Below are 23,741 nucleotides of genomic sequence, written 5' to 3' on the forward strand. Positions count from 1 at the left end.
CGAATGAGCAAAACCTTATTAATAAACTTAATAATGAACAGCGATTATAACATTAATTGTTATCAATATTTGTTTAAGATATATTCTTTTATAAAAACAAATTTTTAACTAGATAAGAATAAATCGTCATGATTCATAATAAAAAAATTTTGAGGAACGGGGTTTTTTAGTATAAAAATTTAGCAATTTAATCAATATTCTTTTATTATTTTAGAATCATTAATGATACTAAGCTAAATATTCCAACCAGTTAATCATCTAAAATAAGGATATCCGTTTTAATGCTTGAATCATTCTACAAATATTGGGGAAAATGCCAACAAGGCGATCAGTCAGATAATTATCACCTTTTAGCCTACCACAATTTAGATGTTGCAGCTTGTGGATATCATATAGTAAAAAACAATCATTTTAATTCTGCAGAGCTATTTGAGCAGATTGGTTTTTCATCAAATGAGACTGAAACAGCAGCCCTTTGGTTCGCCTATTTTCTAGCTTGGCATGATATTGGCAAATTCGCTAATGGATTTCAGCAATTATTCAAACACAATAATCCCCATCTCGTCGCCCCAGATCCTGCCAAAAGTTATTTAACTCGACATGATTCTCTTGGACACTGGTTATGGAAGAATTATTTAATGCAAGAATCAGAAATCCAATTAGAACATTACAATTATAATATTGACCAAATATATAATATTTGGTTATTAATCATGACCGGCCACCATGGCAAGCCGCCAATCTTAGATGCCAAAGGCAACTTAGCATTTAATTCACAAGATAAACAAGCATCTTTAGATTATATTAAAGCAATTAATAAGTTGTTTATCGTAGATAATCGGTTAGCTGGCTACCACACTAGTTTTTTTGATAAAAAATTTCGCAAAATTCTCAGCAAATTGAGCTGGTTAATCGTAGCCATAACCGTTATTAGCGATTGGTTAGGTTCCAATGAGCAATTTTTTCCTTTTTGTTCAAAATCAATGGAGTTATCAGAGTATTGGGCAAACTATGCACTCGCTAATGCTGAAAAATCCGTAGCAACTTTACCTAAAAGATCCTCCATTACTCCTTTTAATGGTATTAAAAACCTGTTTCCATTTATAGAAAAACCGACACCACTACAACAACAAGCACTATCCTGCCAATTAACCAATATTGGACCTGAATTATTTATTATGGAGGATGTCACCGGTGCCGGTAAAACCGAAGCATCCATGATTTTGGCACATCGATTAATGGCTGCCGGGAAAGCACACGGTATTTACATCGGTATGCCTACTCAAGCAACCGCTAATGGTATCTATCAACGAACGGCAGAGGTCTACGGCCAATTGTATCAAGCCGACAGCCATCCATCACTGGTTTTGGCTCATGGTGCAAGTTACATGAATCCGACTTTTACTCAAACAATAATTAATTTAGATAATATTAGTCAGCAAAAATATCTCAACAATGATAATTCAGCCAGTAGCGAGTGCAATGAATGGTTTGTCGATACTCGTAAAAAGTCATTACTGGCGGAAGTTGGGGTTGGTACGTTGGATCAAGCTTTGATGGCTGTAATGCCATTTAAACATCAATCTTTGCGATTATTAGGGTTGCGTCATAAATTACTTATTTTAGATGAAGTTCATGCTTATGATAGTTATATGGTAAAACTATTAGAATCATTATTGCATAATCATGCATCGCAAGGTGGCAGTGCAATTATTCTTACTGCGACTTTACCATTTTTTCTGCGCGAAAAATTGCTTAACGCCTTCTATAGTGGATTAACATCAACACCATCATCTTTAACAGTTAATACAGATTTACCTTTTCCTTTATTTACTCAACTAAATCAAAAAAGCTTAGTCGAACAAGCAATAGAAACAAGAGATGAAGTAAAGCGACAAGTTAAGATTGACTGGATTGATAATATCAATTCCGGTATAGAAAAAATAAAGAGTACAATTGAGCAAGGAAAAATTATTTGTTGGATAAAAAATAGTGTGGCTGATGCCATTAGTTTATATCAACAAATACAACAAAATTTGCATCTTGATACTAAGCAAATTTTGCTATTTCATAGTCGTTTTGCTTATTGTGACCGTTTGGCTATCGAGCAAAAAACTATCGAATGGGCGGGGAAAACTTCAAATCATACAATTCGTACAGGTAAGGTTATTATTGCTACTCAAGTCATTGAGCAATCATTAGATCTTGATTTTGACGAAATGATTAGTGACACTGCACCTATTGATCTATTGATTCAACGTGCAGGACGTTTACAAAGGCATGTACGCGATAAACAAGGCAATATCAAACCATCTACAGAGCAAAATCGTCCCATTGATGATCGTAACAAACCAATATTGACCGTTTTTGCACCAACGTGGGATGATGATCCAAGCGAAGATTGGCTAGATAATCCAGAATTTCGCAATACTAAATATGTTTACGTTAATCATGCCTATTTATGGTTTACCCAACGAGTTTTACGTGAAAGAGGTGTTATAACAATGCCTGAAGATGCGAGACTACTTATAGAAGCTGTTTATCGCCATGATCTTGAACCACCAGAAGGTTTACAAGAAGCTTTTTATCAAGCACTAGGACAACAACTTGGCCAAAGCTCACAAGCTAAAAGTATCACATTAAATTTTAATAAATGCTACAGCCGTGAACAATTCAATGGTGAATGGGATAAGGAAATTGAAGTTTCTACCCGTTTATCAAAGGATAATGTTGATCTTTATTTAGCATATCAACATGAAGATAAAATTCTGCCTTACTCAAGTAGTAGTGAGTATGCTTGGGAACAAAGTCATCTTACAATTAGTGCATCTAAATGGGCTAGGGTTAAAAATGACATTCCACAACTTGATCAACAACATCTAGAAAAATTAAGACAACAAATACATAGATCTAATGCAATAATTGTTTTAATTAAGTTAGAAAAAGAATCTTCCTTTTATACTAAAGAATTAGGTTTTTATCTTAATTAATTTAATCCACATTTAAAAAGTAATAATTCTATCTTCTAATAAATTGATTAAAATTTAAACCAATAAAATCGGTAAAAAATGACAACTGTATATTTCAATTATAAAACAATTAGTTATAATTAGAGTGTTCCCTATATACATAGGGATAAACCGCGGATAGCATCAATATTAAAAAACTAGAATCTGTGTTCCCTATATACATAGGGATAAACCGGTAATGGTAAAGACATATTTATATACCCGTGGGTGTTCCCTATATACATAGGGATAAACCGCCCAATTAGGGCTTTTGGTGCCTCGGTTGGATGTGTTCCCTATACATATAGGAATAAACAAAGAGTTAGCAATTAGTTAGAATCAAATATTAATTAGCTTTGATTAACCAAAGCCAAAATATTTTGGATGGCTGTTTTAGCTTGATGGCTATTTTTCCAACATGATGATCCTGTTAGTAAAGCACCTTTGTTAAGAATTTCATCTAACGAGGCATTGCGTAATTTATCAAAAGAATCAAGTTGCATCTCTTCAAGTCTTTCAATAATTTTAGTGCCAACAAATTTTAATTCTAATAATTGTTGGCGTTCGGTTTCTGAAAAGGCCATTTTTTCTGTCCATTTTAAAAAATTGTTATGATGTTACTAATGCGAATTTAGTTTTTTCCATTTCCTGATTTTAGTTCTAAAGGATTTAAATGGTGCAACTGAATTAATGTGGATAAATCGTGCCACAGGCCACGCTGAAGGATAAGGCTTAGTCCAATTGCGAGCATCTTTAGTAAAAAGCGTATTATCATCTAATGACTCAATCCAGCTATTCCAAGTAGCTAGTTTCTGTTTAAATAATTGGATCAGTTCTTGTAATGAATCATCTTGATAAATTTTATAAAAATGTTGGTATAATTCACCTAACTGATTCCATTTGTATCCTTCCGCTGGCAATATAGGCGTTTGCCCAGCAAGTTCAGCATCATCCCAAGATTTAACAAGATCTAACCATCCTAATTGATAAGCAATCATCTGGGCTGGCGTTCGATCAACACCTTCAATTAATTTATCTTTTTCCGCTTCGGTTAATCCACTGAATTCATCAATAAATAGCTTAGCTGTTTTATTAATTTCATCTAATAGTTGTTGTTTATTGGCGTAATTCATATCTGATTACCTTTCATCTTTATATCATTTTAATCAATCATATCAATACTATAGCTTCAGGTCAAAAGACATATTTAATCTGCACCAATTTAGACCATTCGATCAAATAAAGTGCGTTATCTATTTTTATTCATATTGTTTATAAGCTAAAAATACCACTATTCATCCTACACAATAAACGTCTATTGCTAGTATAAAATATTGTATCTATAAGTTTATTAAATAAAAAACACTGTTCATCATCTATTTGGCATAACTTTTGCATTACCTTAAATAACAATAAATCACACCAATTGTATGTTTAAAGAGGTATTACTATGTCAATAATGAGCAAATTAAATACATCCATTAAGTTAACTTGTCTAGCTGTTGGCTTATTCACGACTAATCTAATTTATGCGGCTGAAAATACCATTAAAATTGGTGTATTGCATTCACTTTCTGGATCGATGGCAATTTCAGAAAGCACTTTAAAAGATACACTTTTAATGCTGGTAGATGAACAAAATAAAAAAGGTGGTGTGTTAGGTAAACAAATAGAAGCAGTGGTCGTCGATCCAGCATCAAATTGGAGTCTTTTTTCAGAAAAAGCACGAGAACTACTAGCAAAAGATAAAGTATCAGCGGTATTCGGCTGTTGGACATCGGTATCAAGAAAATCGGTATTACCTATCTTTGAAGAACTTAACGGTATTCTATTTTACCCAGTACAATATGAAGGAGAAGAATCCTCAAAAAATATCTTCTATACCGGCGCAGCACCAAATCAACAAGCCATTCCTGCTGTAGATTATTTGAAGAAAGAATTTAATATTGAACGTTGGGTTTTAGTGGGTACTGATTATGTTTATCCTAGAACGACTAACAAAATTTTAGAAACCTATCTTAAAGACCATTATGGTGTGAAAGATAGTGACATAATGATTAATTACACCCCATTTAGTCATTCTGATTGGCAATCTATTATTGCTGATATCAAAAAATTTGGCGCAACAGGTAAAAAGACAGCCGTGATATCAACCATCAATGGTGATGCCAATGTTCCTTTTTATAAAGAATTATCTAACCAAGGTATTACAGCAAACCAACTTCCGGTCATTGCTTTTTCTGTAGGTGAGGAAGAATTATCAGGTATTGATACGGCTCCATTAGTCGGTCATTTAGCAGCATGGAATTATTTCCAATCACTTGATACTGACTTAAACAGCGAATTTATAGATAACTGGCATAGCTTTGCTAAAAGTGATAAACGGGTAACAAATGACCCGATGGAAGCCACATATATTGGATTTAATATGTGGGTAAAAGCGGTAGAAAAAGCAGGTACCGATGATCCATCCGCAGTTCAAAATGCATTAATAGGTGTAACAGTACCTAATTTATCTGGTAGTTATGCAGTAATGATGCCAAACCATCATATTACTAAACCTATTATGATTGGAGAAATTCAAAACGATGGTCAATTTGAAGTGGTATATAAGTCAGCAGGTACTATTGTTGGTGATGAATGGTCAGATTATTTACCTAGTTCTAAATCAATGATTGCTGATTGGCGAGCACCATTAGCATGCGGTAAATATGATGTGAGTAAAAAAGTTTGCCTAAAAGATTAATCATTTGAAGCCAAAAAATTATGCATGGTGAGTTATATCTCACCACATCTCTTCAATAAAGATGAAAATACAAAACCGATCATTGGTTAATCAATATGACGAGCAGAAGCATAGGAATAAATAATGAAAAGAATAATATTGATTTGTCTGTTATGGATGATCGCCAATCTAGCAACAGCAGTACTACCAGAACATTTTGAGCAAAGACTAGCAAAAGGTTCACTAACTGAAAAACAACAATTAATCAGTGACATGATTAAGGAAAATAATGCAACAATACAGCCTCTTTTCAATGCATTAGTTGAGGGGAACTTATACTGGCTGGAGACCAATAGTACACTAGTTATAAAAAAGGATAATCAATTTGTTAATTGGAATAACAAGCAAGTACTGGATGTACCTAAAAATAAGTTTAAACGTATTGCGATTAACAATAATATTCGTCAATTAATTGCCGAATATCAACTTCAAATGAAGCTAAGTAGTAATACTATTCCAACAAGACGTATTGCAGCGAAAGAGCTTTTCGGACATATTCAATCACCATCACAAATGAATTTCATTGTTGAAAGGTTAGCTCAAGAACAAGATAGTGAAGTTAAACAGCGATTACTTGAAGCATTATCATTCGCAAAACTGACAAATTGCGATGAAAATGAATGTTTGGTTCTACTGACACAACTTAGTCAGGTGACTAACCCTATTTTTGTTCAGAAACTACAACAATTGACTACCATCAATGATTCACAAATAGTCAAAGATACGGCACAAAACCTACTTGATAAATTAACCCAAAAAAAAGCAATGTATGAAAAAACTGAACAAGTCTATTTTGGTATTAGTTTAGGTGCAGTACTCGTACTTGCTGCCATTGGACTCGCTATTACCTTTGGGGTTATGGGCGTGATTAATATGGCGCATGGTGAATTAATTATGATTGGCGCATATACCACATACGTGATGCAACAACTATTGCCTAACTATCCCGGCATAGCGTTAATTCTCTCTATCCCTGCTGCATTTTTGGTATGCGGTGCGGTAGGAATGTTAATAGAAATAAGCGTTATTAGATATCTATATGGTAGACCTCTCGAAACCTTATTAGCCACTTTTGGTATCAGTCTATTATTACAACAGTTATTCAGAACAATATTTTCACCGTTAAATAAAGCAATAATCACGCCGAGTTGGATGCAAGGTTCAATTCAGATCAATGACTTTTTATCGCTCACGATTAATCGGCTATATGTTATTGGTTTTAGCTTAACCATTTTCATTATTTTGTTATTGATTATGAAAAAAACAGCTTTAGGACTTAATGTCAGAGCTATTTCGATGAATCCATTAATGGCAAGATGTTTAGGCGTTAAAGCCAGCTGGGTAAATGCGCTAACCTTTGGCCTTGGTTCCGGTATAGCTGGATTGGCAGGCGTTGCTCTTTCACAAATCACCAATGTTGGCCCAAATCTTGGTCAAAATTATATCATTGATTCATTCATGGTAGTGGTATTTGGTGGTGTTGGTAATTTATGGGGAACATTAATTGCTGGCTTAATTTTAGGGTTGGCCAATAAATTTTTAGAGCCAATTACTGGAGCCATGTTAGCTAAAATTGTGGTGCTGATTAGTTTAGTACTGTTTATTCAAAAACGACCTCGCGGTCTTTTCCCACAACGCGGTCGAGCTGTAGAGGGGTAAATATGTTAACAAAATATTTTAAACAAGATAATGGCGGTTATGTTCTATTTTGTCTAACTTTATTAGTCAGTTATTTAGTAATAGCTAATCTTTTTTTCCCAACTAATAGCCTATTTTATGTTGGTAATCAGACTATTATTTTAGTCAGTAAATATCTATGTTATGCCTTGCTTGCACTATCTGTTGATTTAGTTTGGGGATATTTAGGCATTTTAAGTTTAGGTCACGGTGCTTTTTTTGCACTGGGTGGCTATATGATGGGAATGTATTTGTCTGTACAGGGAGAAAATGGTTCGACCATTCTGCCTGATTTTGCCTCATTTATTAATTGGCAAAGTTTACCTTGGTATTGGCAAGGATCAGATAATTTTTTAATTACTTTGCTATTAATTATTCTAGTACCTGGATTATTAGCTTTTATATTCGGTTATATGACATTTCGTTCCCGTGTTTCTGGGGTTTACCTTTCAATAATTACACAAGCACTCACCTTTGCATTAATGCTAGCTTTTCAACTCAATGAGATGGGATTTGGGGGTGATAATGGTCTGACTAACTTTAAATATTTATTAGGTTTTTCAATCACCACTAACGGAATGCGGATAACATTATTACTTATCACGTTAATGGCTGTCATTATTAGTTATCTGATATGTTATCAATTAATCAAAAGTAAATTGGGTAAAGTAATTATTGCTATTCGAGATGCAGAACCACGCATTAGGTTTGTTGGATATCGAGTTGAAAATATCAAATTAGCTGTTTTTACGTTTTCAGCCGTATTAGCTGGTATTGCAGGAGCGTTATATGTGCCACAAGTAGGAATTATCACACCTATTGAATTTTTACCTTTAAATTCAATCGAAATTGTCGTTTGGGTTGCAGTCGGCGGACGAGCGACTTTATATGGCGCTATTGTTGGTGCATTTTTAGTTAATTATTGCAAATCACTTTTCACCGTATGGTTCCCTGACCAATGGCTATTTGCTTTAGGCCTTCTGTTTGTATTAGTTACTTTATTTCTTCCAAAAGGTATTGTTGGTTTAATCAATCTAACTATATCTAAAAAATACAAACTAAAACAATTGGAGGCAAATATATGAATAAAAAAAGTTTAAATAAAAAATTAAAATCTGCCTCTCCTTTGCTTAAAGACTTTGAAGCACTACCACAACCAGATTTGGATACCAATAAAGGTATTATTCTTTACTTGGAAGGCATTAATGTTAGTTTTGATAACTTTAAAGCGATTAATGATTTGAATCTTTATATTAAACAGGGTGAATTACGCTGCATTATTGGTCCTAATGGCGCAGGTAAAACGACAATGATGGATGTAATCACTGGTAAAACAAAACCACAAGCAGGCACAGCATGGTTTGGTCAAAAACTTAATTTATTAACTATGGATGAACCACAAATTTCCCAATCCGGCATCGGTCGCAAATTTCAAAAACCGACTGTATTCGAAGCCTTAACAGTTAATGACAATTTAATGATAGCAAATGCCGGGAAAAAAACAGTTTGGCATACTCTTCGCCATCGAGTTAACAAGATAGAACAAGAACAAATAGATGAGATACTTCTGCTAATCGGTTTAATGGACATGCGTCATAAATATGCGGCTATTTTATCTCATGGACAAAAACAGTGGTTGGAATTAGGAATGTTATTAATGCAAAAACCTCAACTATTATTAGTTGATGAACCTGTTGCCGGAATGACAACTCAAGAAATGGATAAAACCGCAGAATTATTAAATTCGTTAGCGGGCAAACATTCGTTAATTGTTGTTGAACATGATATGGATTTCGTCAGACAAATTGCCAAAACTGTTTCAGTATTGCATCAAGGTTCAATATTGGCTGAAGGAAATATGGAACAAGTACAAAATAATCCTAAAGTAATTGAAGTCTATTTAGGACAATCTACTACTAGGAGGAACGTTAATGTTGCTTAAATTATCTAATGTCAATCAATTTTATGGACAAACGCACATTTTATGGGATATCGATCTGTGTTTAGCCAAAGGTAAATGTACATGTCTAATGGGACGTAATGGCGTTGGCAAAACTACTCTAGTACAGTCTATTATGGGAAATTTAAAGATAAAAAAAGGTAATATACAATTTAATGATACCGATATTACCCATAAATCTATCGAAACCCGCGCCTATATGGGAATAGGTTACGTTCCACAGGGTAGACAAATCTTTTCTCAACTAACTGTTGAAGAAAATCTACGTGTTGGTTTAGCTGCTAAAAGATCCCGCTCAGCCAAAATACCTGATTTAGTTTATTCGTTATTCCCTGTATTAAAAGAGATGAAAAACCGTCGTGGCGGCGATCTATCTGGAGGACAACAACAACAATTAGCGATTGGAAGAGCTTTAGTTATTGAACCATCATTATTAATTTTAGATGAGCCAACAGAAGGTATTCAACCCAATATTGTACATGATATAGGCGATATCATTAATCGACTCAATCATGAATTAGGTTTAACTGTATTGTTAGTTGAACAAAAATTGCCTTTTATTCAGATGGTTGCTGATGATTTTTATTTACTTGACCGAGGACGAAATATCGCTAATGGCGCCTTACAACAACTAACACCAGATTTAATAAAAAATTATTTAACGGTATGATTCAAAATAATACATCTCAAAAAAATGCTAATGGCTGGCTAGGTAAACTATCACTATCTTTTGCTAACCGTTTTGTAAATGGTGAACTACAGCGAACTGAGTTAGTTGATCGTCAACAACAAGGGCCTTTAACTATACAACGGCCATTCTATCCAGAAGGAAAACCTTGCCATATTTATTTACTCCATCCCCCAGGAGGGATTGTTGGAGGGGATAAACTTGAGCTGGATATTTTTTTAGATCACGATAGCCATCTATTAATGACTATGCCCGGAGCAAGTAAATTTTATCGCAGTCACGGCAATATTGCACAGCTAAAACAAAAATTTACTTTAGCGCCGAATAGTATTATGGAATGGTTACCGCAAGAAAATATTTTTTTTAATGGTACTAATGCTAATTTAACGACTGAATTTAATTTAACGTTAAATAGTCGATTGCTTGGCTGGGAAACATTATGCTTTGGTCGACCGGTTATGCATGAAAAATTTGGACAAGGCAATATCAAAAGCCGTTTAACAATTAATTTACCGGATGAATTAGGTCTTGAGGAGCACTTAAAAATTATTGATGGTAATTGTGCTCCTATAGGTAATTACACATATAGTGCAACTTTATTTGCCTATCCGATTAATCTAACCATTTTACAACAAGTGCAAAAAAAACTTGAAAATAGTAGGGTTCCAATCGGTGCAACTGCTTTGGGACAATTATTAACCGTTCGCTTGCTAGCAAATGATAACCAAATTTGCCAACAATATTTACACCAATTATGGGCATTATTGCGTCCGTTAATTATCAATTTACCCGCATGTCCACCTCGAATTTGGGCAACCTAACTTATTTATTATATATGCAATGAGAAAATAACGATGAAACTAACTCCGAGAGAAAAAGACAAATTATTACTATTTACAGCAGCATTGGTCGCCGAAAGGCGAAAAGCGCGAGGGGTAAAATTAAATTATCCTGAATCAATAGCACTAATTAGTGCCGCAATTTTAGAAGGTGCTAGAGATGGTTTAACCGTTACTGAATTAATGAATCTAGGACGAAAAGTCTTAACGCGTAACGACGTAATGGAGGGAATTGCCGATATGATCCAAGATGTTCAGGTTGAAGCAACATTTCCTGATGGGACTAAATTAGTGACTGTTCATAATCCTATTATTTAAAAGGTAAATTATATGATTCCAGGCCAAGTGATTGTACAAGCAGGTAATATTGAATTAAATAAAAATCGCAAAACCATTCAAATAACGGTTGCTAATCATAGTGATAGACCTATTCAAATAGGCTCTCATTATCATTTTTTCGAGGTTAATCAAGCCTTAAAATTTGAGCGAGCCAAAAGTTATGGATTTCGCTTAGATATTGCCGCCGGTACAGCTGTACGGTTTGAGCCCGGGCAAAGCCGTACTGTAGTGTTAGTTGAACTAGCTGGTAAAAGGCAAGTGTATGGATTCCAAGGTGCTGTAATGGGTGCATTAGATAATAAAGGAATTGAAAATGAGTAATATTTCTAGACAAGCGTATGCAGAAATGTTTGGCCCAACCACCGGAGATAAAGTTCGCTTAGCCGACACCGAGTTATGGATACAAGTTGAGCAAGATTTCACTACTTATGGTGAAGAGGTTAAATTTGGTGGTGGAAAAGTAATCCGTGATGGTATGGGGCAAAGCCAATTATGTGCAGATTTGGTTGCCGATGTTGTAATAACCAATGCTTTAATCATTGATCATTGGGGAATTGTTAAAGCTGATATTGGTATTAAAAATGGACGTATTTTAGCTATTGGTAAAGCGGGAAATCCCGATATACAACCAGATATAACCATCGCTATTGGTGCTAGCACTGAAATTATTGCTGGCGAAAATAGCATTGTTACAGCAGGCGGAATTGACTCTCATATCCATTTCATTTGCCCACAACAAGCTGAAGAGGCTATATGTTCAGGAATAACTACATTTATAGGTGGTGGTACCGGCCCAGCAACGGGAACAAACGCAACCACGTGTACACCAGGTAAGTGGTATATCGAAAAAATGTTACAAGCTTGTGATAATTTACCTGTAAATGTTGGGTTATTAGCTAAAGGGAATTGCAGTGTTATTGAGCCATTAATCGAACAAGTCAATGCCGGCGCTATTGGCTTAAAATTACATGAAGATTGGGGCTCAACACCACAAGCAATAAGTAATTGCCTTGATGTAGCCGATAAGATGGATGTACAGGTAGCTATTCATACCGATACTTTAAATGAATCTGGCTTTGTAGAAGACACTCTCGCTGCCATTGGAGAGCGAACCATTCACACTTATCATACGGAAGGCGCAGGAGGCGGCCATGCCCCCGATATTATAAAAGCTTGTGGTTACGCTAATATTTTACCTTCCTCCACAAATCCTACTCGCCCTTATACTATCAATACTATTGATGAACATTTAGATATGTTGATGGTTTGTCATCACTTAGATGCTGGAATTGCAGAAGATGTTGCTTTTGCCGAATCAAGGATACGCAGAGAAACTATTGCTGCCGAAGACATATTACATGATTTAGGCGCATTTTCTATGATTTCATCAGACTCTCAGGCCATGGGACGAGTGGGAGAGGTTATCATAAGAACATGGCAAACTGCTCATAAAATGAAAACGCAACGTGGCCCATTATATCCAGATAATCAACAGAATGATAATTTTAGAGTTAAACGTTATCTAGCTAAATACACTATAAATCCAGCGATTACCCATGGTATAAGCCATGAAGTAGGTTCTATTGAAGTAGGAAAATTAGCCGATTTAGTCATTTGGCAACCTGCTTTTTTTGGCATAAAACCAAGTTTAATTATTAAAGCGGGAATGATTGCTTACGCCGAAATGGGTGATGTTAATGCATCAATTCCCACACCACAACCCGTACACTATCGCCCTATGTTTGCTAGCTTAGGAAAAGCAGGTTTTTTATCTAGAATGACATTTATTTCACAAACAGCTGCCGATTTAAATGTAGCAAAAAACTTGGGATTAAAAAGTTTGATTGGTGTGGCAAAAAATTGCCGTCAGATTAAAAAACAAGACATGATCCATAACTCATGGCAACCCAATATTGAAGTGGATGCCCAAACCTATGAAGTAAAGGCCGATAACAATCTATTGAGTTGTGAAGCTGCATCTATCTTACCAATGGCACAGAGATACTTTTTATTTTAATAAATTGAGAACATAACATCATGATAATTTTAACAAAGATACTTACTAAACCATTAACAAAAACACAACTACAGTCTGTCAAATACTGTACTAAATTAGATATTGATAGCCGAATAAAAAGCCGCAGCAAAATAGTGCTTAATAGTGGTCAGGAAGCCGGTGTTATATTACCTAGAGGTTTATTAATTCGCGGTGGTGATTATCTTGCAACAGAGGATGAATCAATAATTATTGAAGTATTGGCTGCAAACGAAAATGTATCCACAGCCTACTGCAATGATAAATTGTTGTTAGCCAGAGCATGTTATCATTTAGGTAATCGTCATGTTCCATTACAAATTGCTACAGACTTTGTTCGTTATCAACATGATCATGTGTTGGATGAAATGCTAACACAATTAGGAATTAAAGTACTGGTTGAACAAGCTCCATTTGAACCGGAAGCTGGAGCTTATCAAAGTAGTGCTATTGGCCACCATCATCATTAAGATAAAAAACATGCTGCAATATTTACGTAACTTACAATTAGCCAGTGCAAATTTACCTGTTGGGGGATTCACCTATTCTCAAGGATTAGAATGGGCAGTTGAAGCCAAATGGGTAACTAATCAAATCGAAACCAAAGATTGGCTAATACAGCAAATGTATAGCACATTGCGCTTTTGTGACTTACCTATTTTGGCTCGACTACATCAATGTACTATTAACCAAGATGAACAAGGTTTTAGTTATTGGACTAGAAATTTACTACGTCAACGAGAAACAAGTGAATTAAGACTTGAAGAACAGCAACGAGGAAAAGCCTTTTTTCGATTCCTAGAAGGATTAGGGTTTATTCATCCATGGCAAAATTTATTAATACAATCACAAGTTGCCGGATTTGCTTGGTATGGTGCGACAAATAAAATGTCGTTAGAAGATATACAAATAAGCTGGAGTTACAGTTGGCTCGAAAGCAACATTATGGCGGCAATCAAATTAGTACCTTTAGGACAGCAAGCAGGACAACAGCTGATTTATCAATTATCAACATTATTACCTTCAATTATTAAGCAAGCAAATGATGTTAAAGATGATGATATTGGCGCAGGATCGCCTTTAGTAGCTATTGCCAGTAGTTGTCACGAAACACAGTACTCAAGACTGTTTCGATCATAAATTAAGCTCATAAAATTATAGAAAAAAGAGAAGAGAATATGAATACCATTACACATACACCGCTAAGAATTGGAGTTGGCGGACCGGTAGGTTCAGGAAAAACGGCCCTACTTGAAATGCTATGTAAAACAATGCGCAACAAATATCAATTAGCCGTTGTCACTAACGACATTTATACAAAAGAAGATCAGCGAATATTAACCGATGCAAAAGCATTAGATCCCGAACGTATTGTTGGTGTTGAAACTGGTGGTTGCCCACATACAGCAATTCGCGAAGATGCATCAATGAATTTAGCTGCAGTTGAGGGATTAATGGAAATGTTTCCACATCTAGATATTATTTTTATCGAAAGTGGAGGAGACAATCTTAGTGCAACTTTTAGTCCTGAATTGGCCGATCTGACTATCTATGTCATTGATGTTGCTGAAGGAGAAAAAATTCCACGAAAAGGAGGTCCTGGTATAACTAAATCAGACTTTTTAGTCATTAATAAAATTGATCTCGCACCGTATGTCGGTGCTTCTTTAGCAGTGATGGAATCTGATACCAATAAAATGCGCATTGATAAACCATGGGCATTTACTAATTTACGGACGAAACAAGGATTAGATAAAGTCATTGAATTTATTGAAACCAATGGTTTATTTAAATAAGTTTATCACATTCCCAACATTATCCAGATAAATAATGTTGGGGAAGTTAAGAACCAAGCATAAACATTTAACCTAGCAATTAATAAGCTTAAATTAAATTGTTAATAACAAGTTAATGTAATTATTTTTCTTTATGTTGAAGACGCTTTAATTCTTCATCAATAAAATATTTCACTAAATTAGCATACAATTCTTTAATGATATCACCATCGAGACCTAACTCATCAGCCCAAAGCTTACGTTGCTCAAGCATACTATTAAAACGTTCTTTAGCTTGAACATCGATAGCATTTTTTTTGAACTGACTGGCGGCTTTAACATAGTCAAAACGAGTTGCTAGTAATTGAATTACTAGATGATCGATATTATCAATTTCCGCGCGAATATCATTCATATCACGACATTCATTGGCTAAGACATTTGGATGGTATTGAAACATATAGTGTGGCCGATAATTGATAGTTTTGCTATCTTAGCACTGTATAAATATTGCTAAAAGAATTTAAATTGCCAAATTTGGAATTGGTGAGCCAAGGGAAACTAAACAACCCAATAAAAAACCTTATTAGTACTATATTTTTATTTTTAACAAACTCAATCGTATACCTAAAACGAAAAGTGACCGCTAAAATTGGGTATTTTTAGTACTCACTTATTTTGGATTTAAAGTTGATTTTTCGCGGATGTAAAAATCTGTCCAAAGAGGCTGTACCCAAATTTGAGTGTTAAAGAAATTACCCCCTCCATTAAAATAAAATTTTATAAAAAACTGTCCATACTATACATGATTTTTTATAAGCCTTATTGTATAAGGGTTTGTGCTATGTATAGTCTACATTTTAACTCTGCATAACTCTACATTTTTACTGTACATAAAAACAACGAACCTTTTTCCTATAACTTAATTATTGTTATACTTTTTAAGCATAAAAAATAGTTGTATGTGAGGTCATTTTGGATATTAAAGTATTACGTTATTTTTTAGCTCTTGCTAGAGCGGAAAGTATCACTGCGGCTGCTGAGTATTTACATCTGACTCAGCCAACATTATCTCGTCAACTGGCTGAATTAGAGCAAGAATTGGGTAACACCTTATTTATTCGAGGCAGTCGTAAAATTACCTTAACCGATGAAGGTATGCGTTTACGCAAACGTGCTGAAGAAATTTTAGAATTAGTGCAAAAAACTGAATTAGAGTTTCAAACCTCAGCTGAGGAAATCAGTGGCAATATCTATATTGGTTGTGGTGAAACCCATGCCATGGGATTAATTGCTGAGGTTGTTAAAGCATTACAACACGACTATCCGCAAATTCATGTGCATATTTATAGTGGTGATGCTGATGAAGTAACAGAACGTCTCGATAAAGGCTTGCTCGATTTTGGATTATTAATTGGTGTGGAAAATATCAGCAAATATGAGTCGTTGCTATTACCGGAAAAAGATACTTGGGGAGTGTTAATGCGTAAAGATAGTCCACTTGCACATCAAGATGTGATTAGACCTAGCGATTTATGGAACTTGCCACTTATTATCTCTAAACAGAAAGAAGTCGATAACCGAATTACGCGCTGGTTAAAACGTGATTTAGATAAACTCAATGTAATTGGCTCATATAACCTACTTTACAATGCCTCACTTATGGTCGAAAAAAATATGGGTTATGCATTAAGTATTGATAAGCTGATTAACACGACAGGTAATAGTCATCTTTGTTTTAAACCTTTAGAGCCACAATTAATGGTTGATATTCACTTAGTTTGGAAACGTTATCAAATTTTTTCAAAAGCAGCTGAAATCTGTTTACAGCGAATGAAACGGGCTTTTTCTCAATAAATTCCTCTGAATATAGAAGTGAGCAAAATGATCCTCCTATTTTGCTGGGCTTATTCTTATGACTTCTTTTTATTGATATTAATGACATTAAATACAGTTTATACCCATGCTTTTAAGGCATAAATAACCATAAAATATAAGTAATTTACATATATTTAGCTGCTATTTAGACTATGACCCATTCCACAACTATTCAATTCATTCGTCTTTAATATAATAATGGGATTAACCATGTCAGATAACACATTAAATTCCCCAAGTACGGCGTATTGGGGAGCAATATTTTCACTATTTATTGGAGTAACAAGTTTGATTGCCGCGGAATTTATTCTTGTTAGCTTATTAACCCCTATCGCACAAGATTTCAATATTACTGAAGGTCAAGCAGGCCAAAGCGTCACAATGGTGGGGATTTTTGCGGTAGTCACCAGTTTGGTTCTCGCACCCATGACCAAAAATATTAATCGTCGAGTAGTATTACTCACTTTTTCTATTTTATTAGTATTATCCAATTTGTTCGTTGCTGTTGCGCCTAATTATTTCATTATGCTGATTGGTCGAGCGCTATTAGGGATTTGTGTTGGTGGATTTTGGTCAATGGCATCTGCTGTAGTATTACAATTAGCGCCGAGTAAAGATATTCCTCGAGCATTAAGTATTGTCTATACCGGAGTGTCGGTTGCAACGATTATTTCACTGCCTCTTGCCAGTTATTTAGGTCATTTAGTCGGTTGGCGTAATGTGTTTTTTATTGCTGCGGCGTTAAGTTTTATCGCACTAGTTTGGCAACGGCTTACCCTACCATCTTTACCGCCGCGTGAAAGCAGTAATTTTAAAAATATGTTTGCCCTATTTAAGCAAAATTGGTGTTTTCTTGGCATTATCGGTACAATTTTTAGTTATGGAGGCTATCACCTCTTTTTTACTTATCTGCGACCGTTTTTAGAACACAATTTAGCACTACAAACCGGTCCATTAACCCTTATTTTATTGGTGTTTGGTATCGCTAATTGCATCGGAACCTTTGTTGCGGGTTTACTACTTGGCCGATTTTTTAGACCTGTGATGATCGCTATTCATTTAGTCTTAGCCGCTATAGCCATGCTCTTATTTATTAAATATAGGTTTTTAAGTTCTGATAATGTGACTATGGATACTACATTAGTGATTGCTTGGGGATTTGTGTTTGGATTTATCCCTGTTGGTTGGTCAACGTGGATCACTCGAACGCTTGCTGATAAAGCTGAATTGGTTGGTGGATTGTCGGTTGCCGCGATTCAACTTTCCATTGGTTTAGCAGCTGGTGTTGGTGGAATGACCTTTGACCAATTAGGGGTTAGTGGCATTTTTATCACGGCCACGATTATTTGTATTATAGGTGCTATCATTACCGCCTTGTGTTTTAGTTTATATAAAAAAGCAACAGGCAACCATGCTTAATCAATCTTATATAGATAAAAAGGAGCACAAATGAAAATCAAGTTTACGGCTTTAGTGTTTATGCTAACTTTTGTACAAACAACACTTGCGAACACGGCAGAAGTGGCTGTGCAACATTTTCCAAATCCATCAACAGTGAGTCAAGCATTACAACCTTTAGTCTCTGGCGAACCCCCTTCCTTTTGGAATGATCATCCTAAAACTAATTCCGAATGGCATCAATGGGTTGATACGATTGCTGCCCAAACATTAAAAACACTTCCTATGTTAAAAGAACGAATGCAAGTCAGTGTTACAGCTACGCAGCTTGGTAATGTTAATGCCTTTATGGTCACACCTAAAACGATTGCACCATATAATCAAAATCGTATCTTATTACATTTTCATGGCGGTGGTTATGTGCTTAATCCAGGTGAGGCAGGTACCGCTGAAGCAATTATGATGGCGGAATATGGAAAAATCAACGTCATTTCAATTGATTATCGAATGGCACCAGACTTTCTGTTTCCAGCGGCCGTAGACGATGCACTAACAGCCTATCGCGAATTGCTTAAACAGTATCCTGCCGAGAATATTGGCGTATTTGGCACCTCAACTGGCGGTGGTATGACACTAGCCTTAATGCTAAATGCCAAAGCTCACGACCTACCTTTACCAGCGGCGATCGTTGTTGGCACGCCTTGGACCGATTTAAGTAAAACTGGTGATTCCTATTTTACGCATGAGGGGATTGATAATGTGCTCGTCAGTTATGACGGCTGGTTGGGAGACGCAGCCAAACTGTATGCTGGCGATCATGATCTTAAAGAGCCACTATTATCTCCCATTTATGGTGACGTGAATGATTTTCCACCAACGCTGTTAGTTACGGGAACGCGCGATCTATTTTTAAGTAACACAATCAGAATGCATTTGAAATTACGAGATGCCGGCGTGGCTGCTGATTTAGTGGTGCTAGAAGGCGTATCTCATGCCCAATATTTAATGGTTTCTGATGCGCCAGAAGCCCAGCGTTATTTTAATGAAGCAAGTCAGTTTTTTGATCAGTATCTAGCTAACTAATTCTCACTCTAGGCGATATCATCATGATAAATAGACATCCATTACGACAATTAAACTTGTTTATAACCGCATTTATTACACTTTTGATGAGTTTCTCGGCGTTTAGTCAAAAAACTGAAAGTGCAACATTAGCAAAAATAAAACTGACTATTGACGATCAGCAAGTGATTGTCAATTTGCTCGATACTCCTGCCAGTCATCAGCTACTGGCACTGCTACCTTTAACACTGACTTTTAGTGATTATGTTGGTGCCGAGAAGATCGCTTATCTGCCACAACGCTTAATTACTCAAGGTATGGCAAGTGCCGCTCATATTTCTGGGGATTTTACTTATTATGCACCTTGGGGGAATTTGGCTCTGTTTTATCAAGGTGTAGGTACTAATTCACAATTGTATACATTGGGTCATATTGAGTCTGGCCGAACCGTATTAGCAAATTTAAAACAGGATTTTGTGGCAACACTAAGTCGTGTGGAGTAAATTAAATAAGGCATTAAAATATAAAAAAAGTGGATTTATAAAATAGTGGTAATATTATTACTTTTATCCGTTGCACTGGCAATCGCTTACCCAAGTTGGCGAGCAGCTATTTCGTACTGTTGAAACAAGTTTTGCTAAAATGGATAACGAACTTCAACAGATTGAACACTATCGAAATTGACCATCTGGCTTAGTGCGTATTAACTGTGGACTACAAGTGATTGAGAGGCTACTACTCTCTAAATTAGCCCATTTTAAGGACAAATATCCTGATATTCAGTTTGAGTTTATTAGTAATAATCGTTTTGTTGATATTGTTGCAAAAGGATTTGATGTGGGTATTCGTTTTGGTAGTGGTGTTGCGGAAGATATGGTCGCTTTTTGCATTAGTCAACCTATGAAAATGGCGGTTGTAGCAACGGCTGATTATTTTCAAAAAAAGGATTTCCTAGCACGATACAAAAGTTAACACAACATCAAGGTATTGGTTATCGTTTATCCAACGGACATCTTTTTTAGTGGCAATTTGAATACTCAGGTCAAATTGTTAAAATCACCCCACAAGGACAATGGATTTTAAATGATGATTATCCAACGCTCGTTGCCGCAAAAATGGGATTAGGGATTGCTTATTTACCCGAAGAACTGATTGCAAAGGAACTGGTTAATGGTCAACTCATCCGCATTTTTAATGAGTATAGCTATACTTTTCCATTTTTATACCTCTACTATCCACATCGCAATATATCATCCGCATTACGGGTTGTGGTGAATACGTTGAGGGTTTAAATTTAAATGTGAATATTTAGAGGATTGTTCAATTTTTAAGAAATAAAATTATAATCGTTATTAAGGGAAAGTTATGAAATATATTTTTCAAGCCCTGTTATAGGACACGAATAACTTAACTAACATGTTGAATAAAAATAAAAAATTTAGTTAATGTTTTTTCTGTATCCTGTTTGGTATCCGATTTAATACTAGATTTGGGATAATTGCAGTTGAACTCAGTTGAGTAAGGATTTCTTGAAAGTGTTTGTATATAAGGGTTTGATTGACTTCGGTAGAGTTGTGTAGATTTGTTAATGGTGCATGGTCGGGACTTGAAAAACGTCTTTTAAACCCTTTTGGGTAAATGATTTCTATTTTTTATATTTGTTAGTGTACCCAAAAAATAAAAAGTAACCCCTAAAATTGGGTATTTTTAGTACTCTCTTATTTTTGATTTAAAGTTGATTTTTCGCAGATGTAAAAATCAGTCCAAAGAGACTGCACCCAAATTTGAGTGGTAAAGAAATTACTTCCCCATTAACATAAAATTTTATAAAAAACTGTACATACTATACATGATTTCTTATAAGCCCTATTGTATAAGGGTTTATGCTATGTATAGTCGGCATTTTAACTATACATAACTCTACATTCGAGCTGTACATAATTCAGTGGTGTAAAAATTTATTACTAGATTAGCTAAATAATGGGCTATTTATTTTTTATGATTTTGATTATTCCAAGTCAACTATAATGTTATACTTAAGGGAATAAACTTCAATGCGGTTAAGTTGTATTTTCTATATCCAACATCTTTAGGAGATTATAATGAATAGAGAAACATTATTTAACTATGCCAAAAAACATTTTCATTCAGAACCTAATTATCTGTGGGAAAATTTACCTAATTATGCAGTATTGCGACATCATCAAGATGGTGATAAATGGTATGCTATTGTTATGAATGTATCTGGCTCAAAACTTGGTATAAAAGATGATAAAGAGATTGATATTCTGGATATTAAAGCAAGACCTGAACATATAGGATCTTTAAGGAAAAAAGAAGGTATTTTGCCAGCATATCATATGAATAAAGAACATTGGATCAGCATTATTCTTTCTGGACATTTATCAGATAAAGAAATATTCGATTTACTTACCGAAAGTTATCACTTAACTTCAAAGTAAGTTTAGCCTTAGCTTTAATATATTTGTTTATTTCCTTAAGTATCTATTTTGTATAATACAAAAAAACCGCCAATCAAGGCGATTAGAATACTCATGAACAAAAAAGCAGGCTCATCTGCTTTAGGTAACCAATTTATACAGCTTATTATGATTTCTAACTTTGTTCACATTCACCAAATTTTTTAATACAAAAATCAATAAAACATCTTAGTTTAGGTAAAACATGGCGATTAGATGCATAAAGAATATGCATGGGTCGGGTTGGTACATGATAATCAGGTAAAAGATGAACTAACAGTCCTTTTTCTATTGCTGGTGTCACCATTTCGGCTGATTGTAACATAATACCTAATCCAGCAATGGCAGCTGGTAATAGTGCATCACCACTGTCGGTCATGAATCGCCCTGATACAGGTACAGAAAAATGACCTTCAGCTCCCTCAAATTGCCAATGAGTTTGTAATGTTGTATGAGAAAAACCTAAACATTCGTGATATTTAAGATCTTTTGGTGAATTAATCGGTGGTGAGGATTTTAAATATAAAGGGGCAGCACACAAAATCAACTGGTAAGGTTTTAATTTTCTTGCAATTAATCCACTATCAGGTAATTCGCCAACTCTGAAAACTAAATCAAATCCTTCATCAATTAAATCAACAATACGATTAGTAAGTGATAAATCAATGGAAATTTCTGGATAAGTGCTTAAAAACTCGGGTAACTGAGGTGCTAATGCATGAGTGCCAAATGTTGTTGGTGCACTAATCTTAATTCGCCCTCGAGGTATGGCATTAATTTGTGCTGCAATCGCTTCTGACTCTTCAACTTCGGCAAGAATATTTTTGGCACGTTCATAAAATGCACGTCCTACTTCGGTTAAGCTCTGGTGACGAGTTGTTCTATTTAACAAACGAACATTTAGGTGTTCTTCAAGCATTCGGACATGTTTACCGACTAATTGTGGTGACATATTAAATACGTTCGCTGTAGCCGAAAATGAGCCTAATTCAACGGCTTTCACAAAAACAGACATAGAAGTTAATCTATCCATTAGAAACAATTTGTTTTTAAATATGAAATATAACTGAAATTTATCACTTTTTATTTCTATTGTATAGTTTTATCAATTCATTCATAAACAGGAGATAAAAATGAAAATTGCTATTATTGGAACAGGAAATATGGGGACAGGACTTGCAAATGTACTTGCCACAACAAATCATGATATTGTAATTGCAAGCAGAAACTCAGCAAAAGCTCAGACTCTCGCAAAAAATATAGGCGCTGAAAGCGGTTGTATTGAAACTGCGGTAAAATCAGCCGAAATGGTGATTTTAGCACTACCTTATCAAGCCGTAAAAGAGGTATTACTCTCTTGTGGTGATTTAACCGATAAAATATTAATTGATATAACTAACCCAGTTACGGAAGACTTTAAAGAGTTACTGATTGGTCATGTCACATCAGGCGCAGAAGAAATTCAAGCATTGGCACCAAAGGCGAAAATCGTAAAAGCATTTAATACTATCTTTGCTCAATTATTACCTACATCAGCACGAACAAAACAAACTTTGCAAGTTTTTATTGCTTCTGATGATGATAACGCGAAAACCGTTGTATCAAACATTGCTAATTCAATTGGATTTGAACCGATTGACGCTGGTTCTTTGTGTAATAGTCGTTTTATTGAACCTATTGGTGCAATGAATATTCATTTTGCCTTTTTCCTTGGGCAAGGACCAACTGTAGCCCCGATTTGGGTCAAAGCATAAATACGAAAATAACAGTCAATTTTGTTATTCAATTTATAATGAACAAAATGATATTAAAATTTA

25 protein-coding genes are annotated in these 23,741 nt (G+C 35.0%); 21 read left to right on the top strand and 4 right to left on the bottom strand.

The annotated features are described in order from the left end of the window. The first annotated feature begins 281 nt into the window (after nt 1-281). Nucleotides 282-2,990, top strand: coding sequence for a CRISPR-associated helicase Cas3' (gene cas3 / locus RAM17_RS11925; RefSeq protein WP_110447100.1), 2,709 nt, complete (start codon nt 282-284; stop codon nt 2,988-2,990). A 368-nt stretch (nt 2,991-3,358) separates the two neighbouring features. On the opposite strand, the gene RAM17_RS11930 is transcribed toward cas3, so the two are convergent. Both RAM17_RS11930 and RAM17_RS11935 read right to left on the bottom strand, forming a co-directional pair. After that, entirely contained in the window at nt 3,359-3,592 is a 234-nt protein-coding gene (locus RAM17_RS11930; protein WP_110447099.1) for a helix-hairpin-helix domain-containing protein, read from the bottom strand. A 36-nt stretch (nt 3,593-3,628) separates the two neighbouring features. Beyond that, nucleotides 3,629-4,141: a ClbS/DfsB family four-helix bundle protein gene (locus RAM17_RS11935; RefSeq protein WP_110447098.1), complete on the bottom strand. Its 513-nt coding sequence runs from the start codon at nt 4,139-4,141 to the stop codon at nt 3,629-3,631. A gap of 317 nt (nt 4,142-4,458) precedes the next feature. Between RAM17_RS11935 and urtA the strand changes: the two genes are divergently transcribed. The 12 genes from urtA to ureG all read left to right on the top strand — a co-directional run bounded on the left by urtA (nt 4,459) and on the right by ureG (nt 15,127). Then, nucleotides 4,459-5,754 carry an urea ABC transporter substrate-binding protein gene (urtA, locus tag RAM17_RS11940; protein ID WP_110447097.1) on the top strand — a complete coding sequence of 432 codons (1,296 nt, stop codon included), beginning with the start codon at nt 4,459-4,461 and terminating at the stop codon, nt 5,752-5,754. Nucleotides 5,755-5,877: 123 nt separating this feature from the next. Then, nucleotides 5,878-7,452, top strand: coding sequence for an urea ABC transporter permease subunit UrtB (gene urtB, locus RAM17_RS11945; protein ID WP_110447096.1), 1,575 nt, complete (start codon nt 5,878-5,880; stop codon nt 7,450-7,452). A gap of 2 nt (nt 7,453-7,454) precedes the next feature. After that, the gene (gene urtC / locus RAM17_RS11950; RefSeq protein WP_110447095.1) at nt 7,455-8,555 is read left to right on the top strand and encodes an urea ABC transporter permease subunit UrtC; all 1,101 of its coding nucleotides are present in this window, start codon (nt 7,455-7,457) and stop codon (nt 8,553-8,555) included. Then, a complete protein-coding gene (gene urtD / locus RAM17_RS11955; protein ID WP_110447094.1) occupies nt 8,552-9,412 on the top strand; it encodes an urea ABC transporter ATP-binding protein UrtD in 861 nt (286 codons plus the stop codon). The genes urtC and urtD overlap by 4 nt, the downstream gene beginning before the upstream one ends. Continuing rightward, the gene (urtE, locus tag RAM17_RS11960) at nt 9,405-10,100 is read left to right on the top strand and encodes an urea ABC transporter ATP-binding subunit UrtE (protein WP_110448013.1); all 696 of its coding nucleotides are present in this window, start codon (nt 9,405-9,407) and stop codon (nt 10,098-10,100) included. The genes urtD and urtE overlap by 8 nt, the downstream gene beginning before the upstream one ends. Next, complete coding sequence (locus RAM17_RS11965; protein ID WP_110447093.1) at nt 10,097-10,939, top strand: urease accessory protein UreD; 843 nt, start codon at nt 10,097-10,099, stop codon at nt 10,937-10,939. The genes urtE and RAM17_RS11965 overlap by 4 nt, the downstream gene beginning before the upstream one ends. Nucleotides 10,940-10,972: 33 nt before the next feature. Then, on the top strand, nt 10,973-11,275 hold the full coding sequence (gene ureA / locus RAM17_RS11970; protein ID WP_086363101.1) for an urease subunit gamma: 303 nt from the start codon (nt 10,973-10,975) through the stop codon (nt 11,273-11,275). Between the two features lie 12 nt (nt 11,276-11,287). After that, on the top strand, nt 11,288-11,617 hold the full coding sequence (locus RAM17_RS11975; RefSeq protein WP_110447092.1) for an urease subunit beta: 330 nt from the start codon (nt 11,288-11,290) through the stop codon (nt 11,615-11,617). After that, on the top strand, nt 11,610-13,313 hold the full coding sequence (ureC, locus tag RAM17_RS11980; protein ID WP_110447091.1) for an urease subunit alpha: 1,704 nt from the start codon (nt 11,610-11,612) through the stop codon (nt 13,311-13,313). Before RAM17_RS11975 ends, ureC begins: the two co-directional genes overlap by 8 nt. Before the next feature lie 20 nt (nt 13,314-13,333). Then, nucleotides 13,334-13,801, top strand: coding sequence for an urease accessory protein UreE (gene ureE / locus RAM17_RS11985; RefSeq protein ID WP_086359529.1), 468 nt, complete (start codon nt 13,334-13,336; stop codon nt 13,799-13,801). Between the two features lies 1 nt (nt 13,802). Next, the gene (locus RAM17_RS11990; RefSeq protein WP_370527345.1) at nt 13,803-14,471 is read left to right on the top strand and encodes an urease accessory protein UreF; all 669 of its coding nucleotides are present in this window, start codon (nt 13,803-13,805) and stop codon (nt 14,469-14,471) included. Between the two features lie 38 nt (nt 14,472-14,509). Continuing rightward, on the top strand, nt 14,510-15,127 hold the full coding sequence (ureG, locus tag RAM17_RS11995; protein ID WP_086359531.1) for an urease accessory protein UreG: 618 nt from the start codon (nt 14,510-14,512) through the stop codon (nt 15,125-15,127). 121 nt (nt 15,128-15,248) lie between these two features. Here the strand turns inward: ureG and RAM17_RS12000 are convergent, their stop codons facing one another. Next, complete coding sequence (locus RAM17_RS12000; RefSeq protein ID WP_110447090.1) at nt 15,249-15,566, bottom strand: chorismate mutase; 318 nt, start codon at nt 15,564-15,566, stop codon at nt 15,249-15,251. A 515-nt stretch (nt 15,567-16,081) separates the two neighbouring features. Between RAM17_RS12000 and RAM17_RS12005 the strand changes: the two genes are divergently transcribed. The 7 genes from RAM17_RS12005 (at nt 16,082) to RAM17_RS12030 (ending at nt 21,906) form a co-directional block, all read left to right on the top strand. After that, complete coding sequence (locus RAM17_RS12005; protein WP_110447089.1) at nt 16,082-16,963, top strand: LysR family transcriptional regulator; 882 nt, start codon at nt 16,082-16,084, stop codon at nt 16,961-16,963. Between the two features lie 231 nt (nt 16,964-17,194). Continuing rightward, entirely contained in the window at nt 17,195-18,403 is a 1,209-nt protein-coding gene (locus RAM17_RS12010) for an MFS transporter (protein WP_110447088.1), read from the top strand. 30 nt (nt 18,404-18,433) lie between these two features. After that, nucleotides 18,434-19,465, top strand: coding sequence for an alpha/beta hydrolase (locus RAM17_RS12015; RefSeq protein ID WP_110447087.1), 1,032 nt, complete (start codon nt 18,434-18,436; stop codon nt 19,463-19,465). A 23-nt stretch (nt 19,466-19,488) separates the two neighbouring features. Then, entirely contained in the window at nt 19,489-19,947 is a 459-nt protein-coding gene (locus RAM17_RS12020) for a cyclophilin-like fold protein (RefSeq protein ID WP_110447086.1), read from the top strand. A gap of 217 nt (nt 19,948-20,164) precedes the next feature. Beyond that, nucleotides 20,165-20,416, top strand: a complete 252-nt coding sequence (locus RAM17_RS12025; protein WP_181414614.1) for a LysR substrate-binding domain-containing protein — start codon at nt 20,165-20,167, stop codon at nt 20,414-20,416. Nucleotides 20,417-20,520: 104 nt separating this feature from the next. After that, a complete protein-coding gene (locus RAM17_RS12650; protein WP_370548274.1) occupies nt 20,521-20,736 on the top strand; it encodes a LysR substrate-binding domain-containing protein in 216 nt (71 codons plus the stop codon). Nucleotides 20,737-21,546: 810 nt separating this feature from the next. Continuing rightward, nucleotides 21,547-21,906, top strand: coding sequence for an MmcQ/YjbR family DNA-binding protein (locus RAM17_RS12030; RefSeq protein ID WP_110447083.1), 360 nt, complete (start codon nt 21,547-21,549; stop codon nt 21,904-21,906). Between the two features lie 154 nt (nt 21,907-22,060). Here RAM17_RS12030 and RAM17_RS12035 read toward each other — a convergent pair whose 3' ends face one another. Further along, on the bottom strand, nt 22,061-22,957 hold the full coding sequence (locus tag RAM17_RS12035; protein WP_081298781.1) for a LysR family transcriptional regulator: 897 nt from the start codon (nt 22,955-22,957) through the stop codon (nt 22,061-22,063). Between the two features lie 100 nt (nt 22,958-23,057). On the opposite strand from RAM17_RS12035, the gene RAM17_RS12040 reads away from it, so the two are divergent. After that, on the top strand, nt 23,058-23,678 hold the full coding sequence (locus tag RAM17_RS12040) for an NADPH-dependent F420 reductase (protein WP_110447082.1): 621 nt from the start codon (nt 23,058-23,060) through the stop codon (nt 23,676-23,678). Nucleotides 23,679-23,741: the final 63 nt, after the last annotated feature.

Source organism: Gilliamella apis, from assembly GCF_030758615.1.
Taxonomy (GTDB): Bacteria; Pseudomonadota; Gammaproteobacteria; order Enterobacterales; family Orbaceae; genus Gilliamella; species Gilliamella apis_A.

Excerpts from the sequence above, each read along its gene's own strand:
- urtA (WP_110447097.1), top strand. The coding sequence starts at position 4,459 with ATGTCAATAATGAGCAAATTAAATACATCCATTAAGTTAACTTGTCTA.
- RAM17_RS12015 (WP_110447087.1), top strand. The coding sequence starts at position 18,434 with ATGAAAATCAAGTTTACGGCTTTAGTGTTTATGCTAACTTTTGTACAA.
- cas3 (WP_110447100.1), top strand. The coding sequence starts at position 282 with ATGCTTGAATCATTCTACAAATATTGGGGAAAATGCCAACAAGGCGAT.
- RAM17_RS11930 (WP_110447099.1), bottom strand. The coding sequence starts at position 3,592 with ATGGCCTTTTCAGAAACCGAACGCCAACAATTATTAGAATTAAAATTT.
- RAM17_RS12020 (WP_110447086.1), top strand. The coding sequence starts at position 19,489 with ATGATAAATAGACATCCATTACGACAATTAAACTTGTTTATAACCGCA.
- RAM17_RS11965 (WP_110447093.1), top strand. The coding sequence starts at position 10,097 with ATGATTCAAAATAATACATCTCAAAAAAATGCTAATGGCTGGCTAGGT.
- ureE (WP_086359529.1), top strand. The coding sequence starts at position 13,334 with ATGATAATTTTAACAAAGATACTTACTAAACCATTAACAAAAACACAA.
- RAM17_RS12010 (WP_110447088.1), top strand. The coding sequence starts at position 17,195 with ATGTCAGATAACACATTAAATTCCCCAAGTACGGCGTATTGGGGAGCA.
- RAM17_RS11935 (WP_110447098.1), bottom strand. The coding sequence starts at position 4,141 with ATGAATTACGCCAATAAACAACAACTATTAGATGAAATTAATAAAACA.
- RAM17_RS12000 (WP_110447090.1), bottom strand. The coding sequence starts at position 15,566 with ATGTTTCAATACCATCCAAATGTCTTAGCCAATGAATGTCGTGATATG.
- urtD (WP_110447094.1), top strand. The coding sequence starts at position 8,552 with ATGAATAAAAAAAGTTTAAATAAAAAATTAAAATCTGCCTCTCCTTTG.
- RAM17_RS12040 (WP_110447082.1), top strand. The coding sequence starts at position 23,058 with ATGAAAATTGCTATTATTGGAACAGGAAATATGGGGACAGGACTTGCA.
- ureG (WP_086359531.1), top strand. The coding sequence starts at position 14,510 with ATGAATACCATTACACATACACCGCTAAGAATTGGAGTTGGCGGACCG.
- ureC (WP_110447091.1), top strand. The coding sequence starts at position 11,610 with ATGAGTAATATTTCTAGACAAGCGTATGCAGAAATGTTTGGCCCAACC.
- RAM17_RS12030 (WP_110447083.1), top strand. The coding sequence starts at position 21,547 with ATGAATAGAGAAACATTATTTAACTATGCCAAAAAACATTTTCATTCA.
- urtC (WP_110447095.1), top strand. The coding sequence starts at position 7,455 with ATGTTAACAAAATATTTTAAACAAGATAATGGCGGTTATGTTCTATTT.
- RAM17_RS12035 (WP_081298781.1), bottom strand. The coding sequence starts at position 22,957 with ATGGATAGATTAACTTCTATGTCTGTTTTTGTGAAAGCCGTTGAATTA.
- urtB (WP_110447096.1), top strand. The coding sequence starts at position 5,878 with ATGAAAAGAATAATATTGATTTGTCTGTTATGGATGATCGCCAATCTA.
- ureA (WP_086363101.1), top strand. The coding sequence starts at position 10,973 with ATGAAACTAACTCCGAGAGAAAAAGACAAATTATTACTATTTACAGCA.
- RAM17_RS11975 (WP_110447092.1), top strand. The coding sequence starts at position 11,288 with ATGATTCCAGGCCAAGTGATTGTACAAGCAGGTAATATTGAATTAAAT.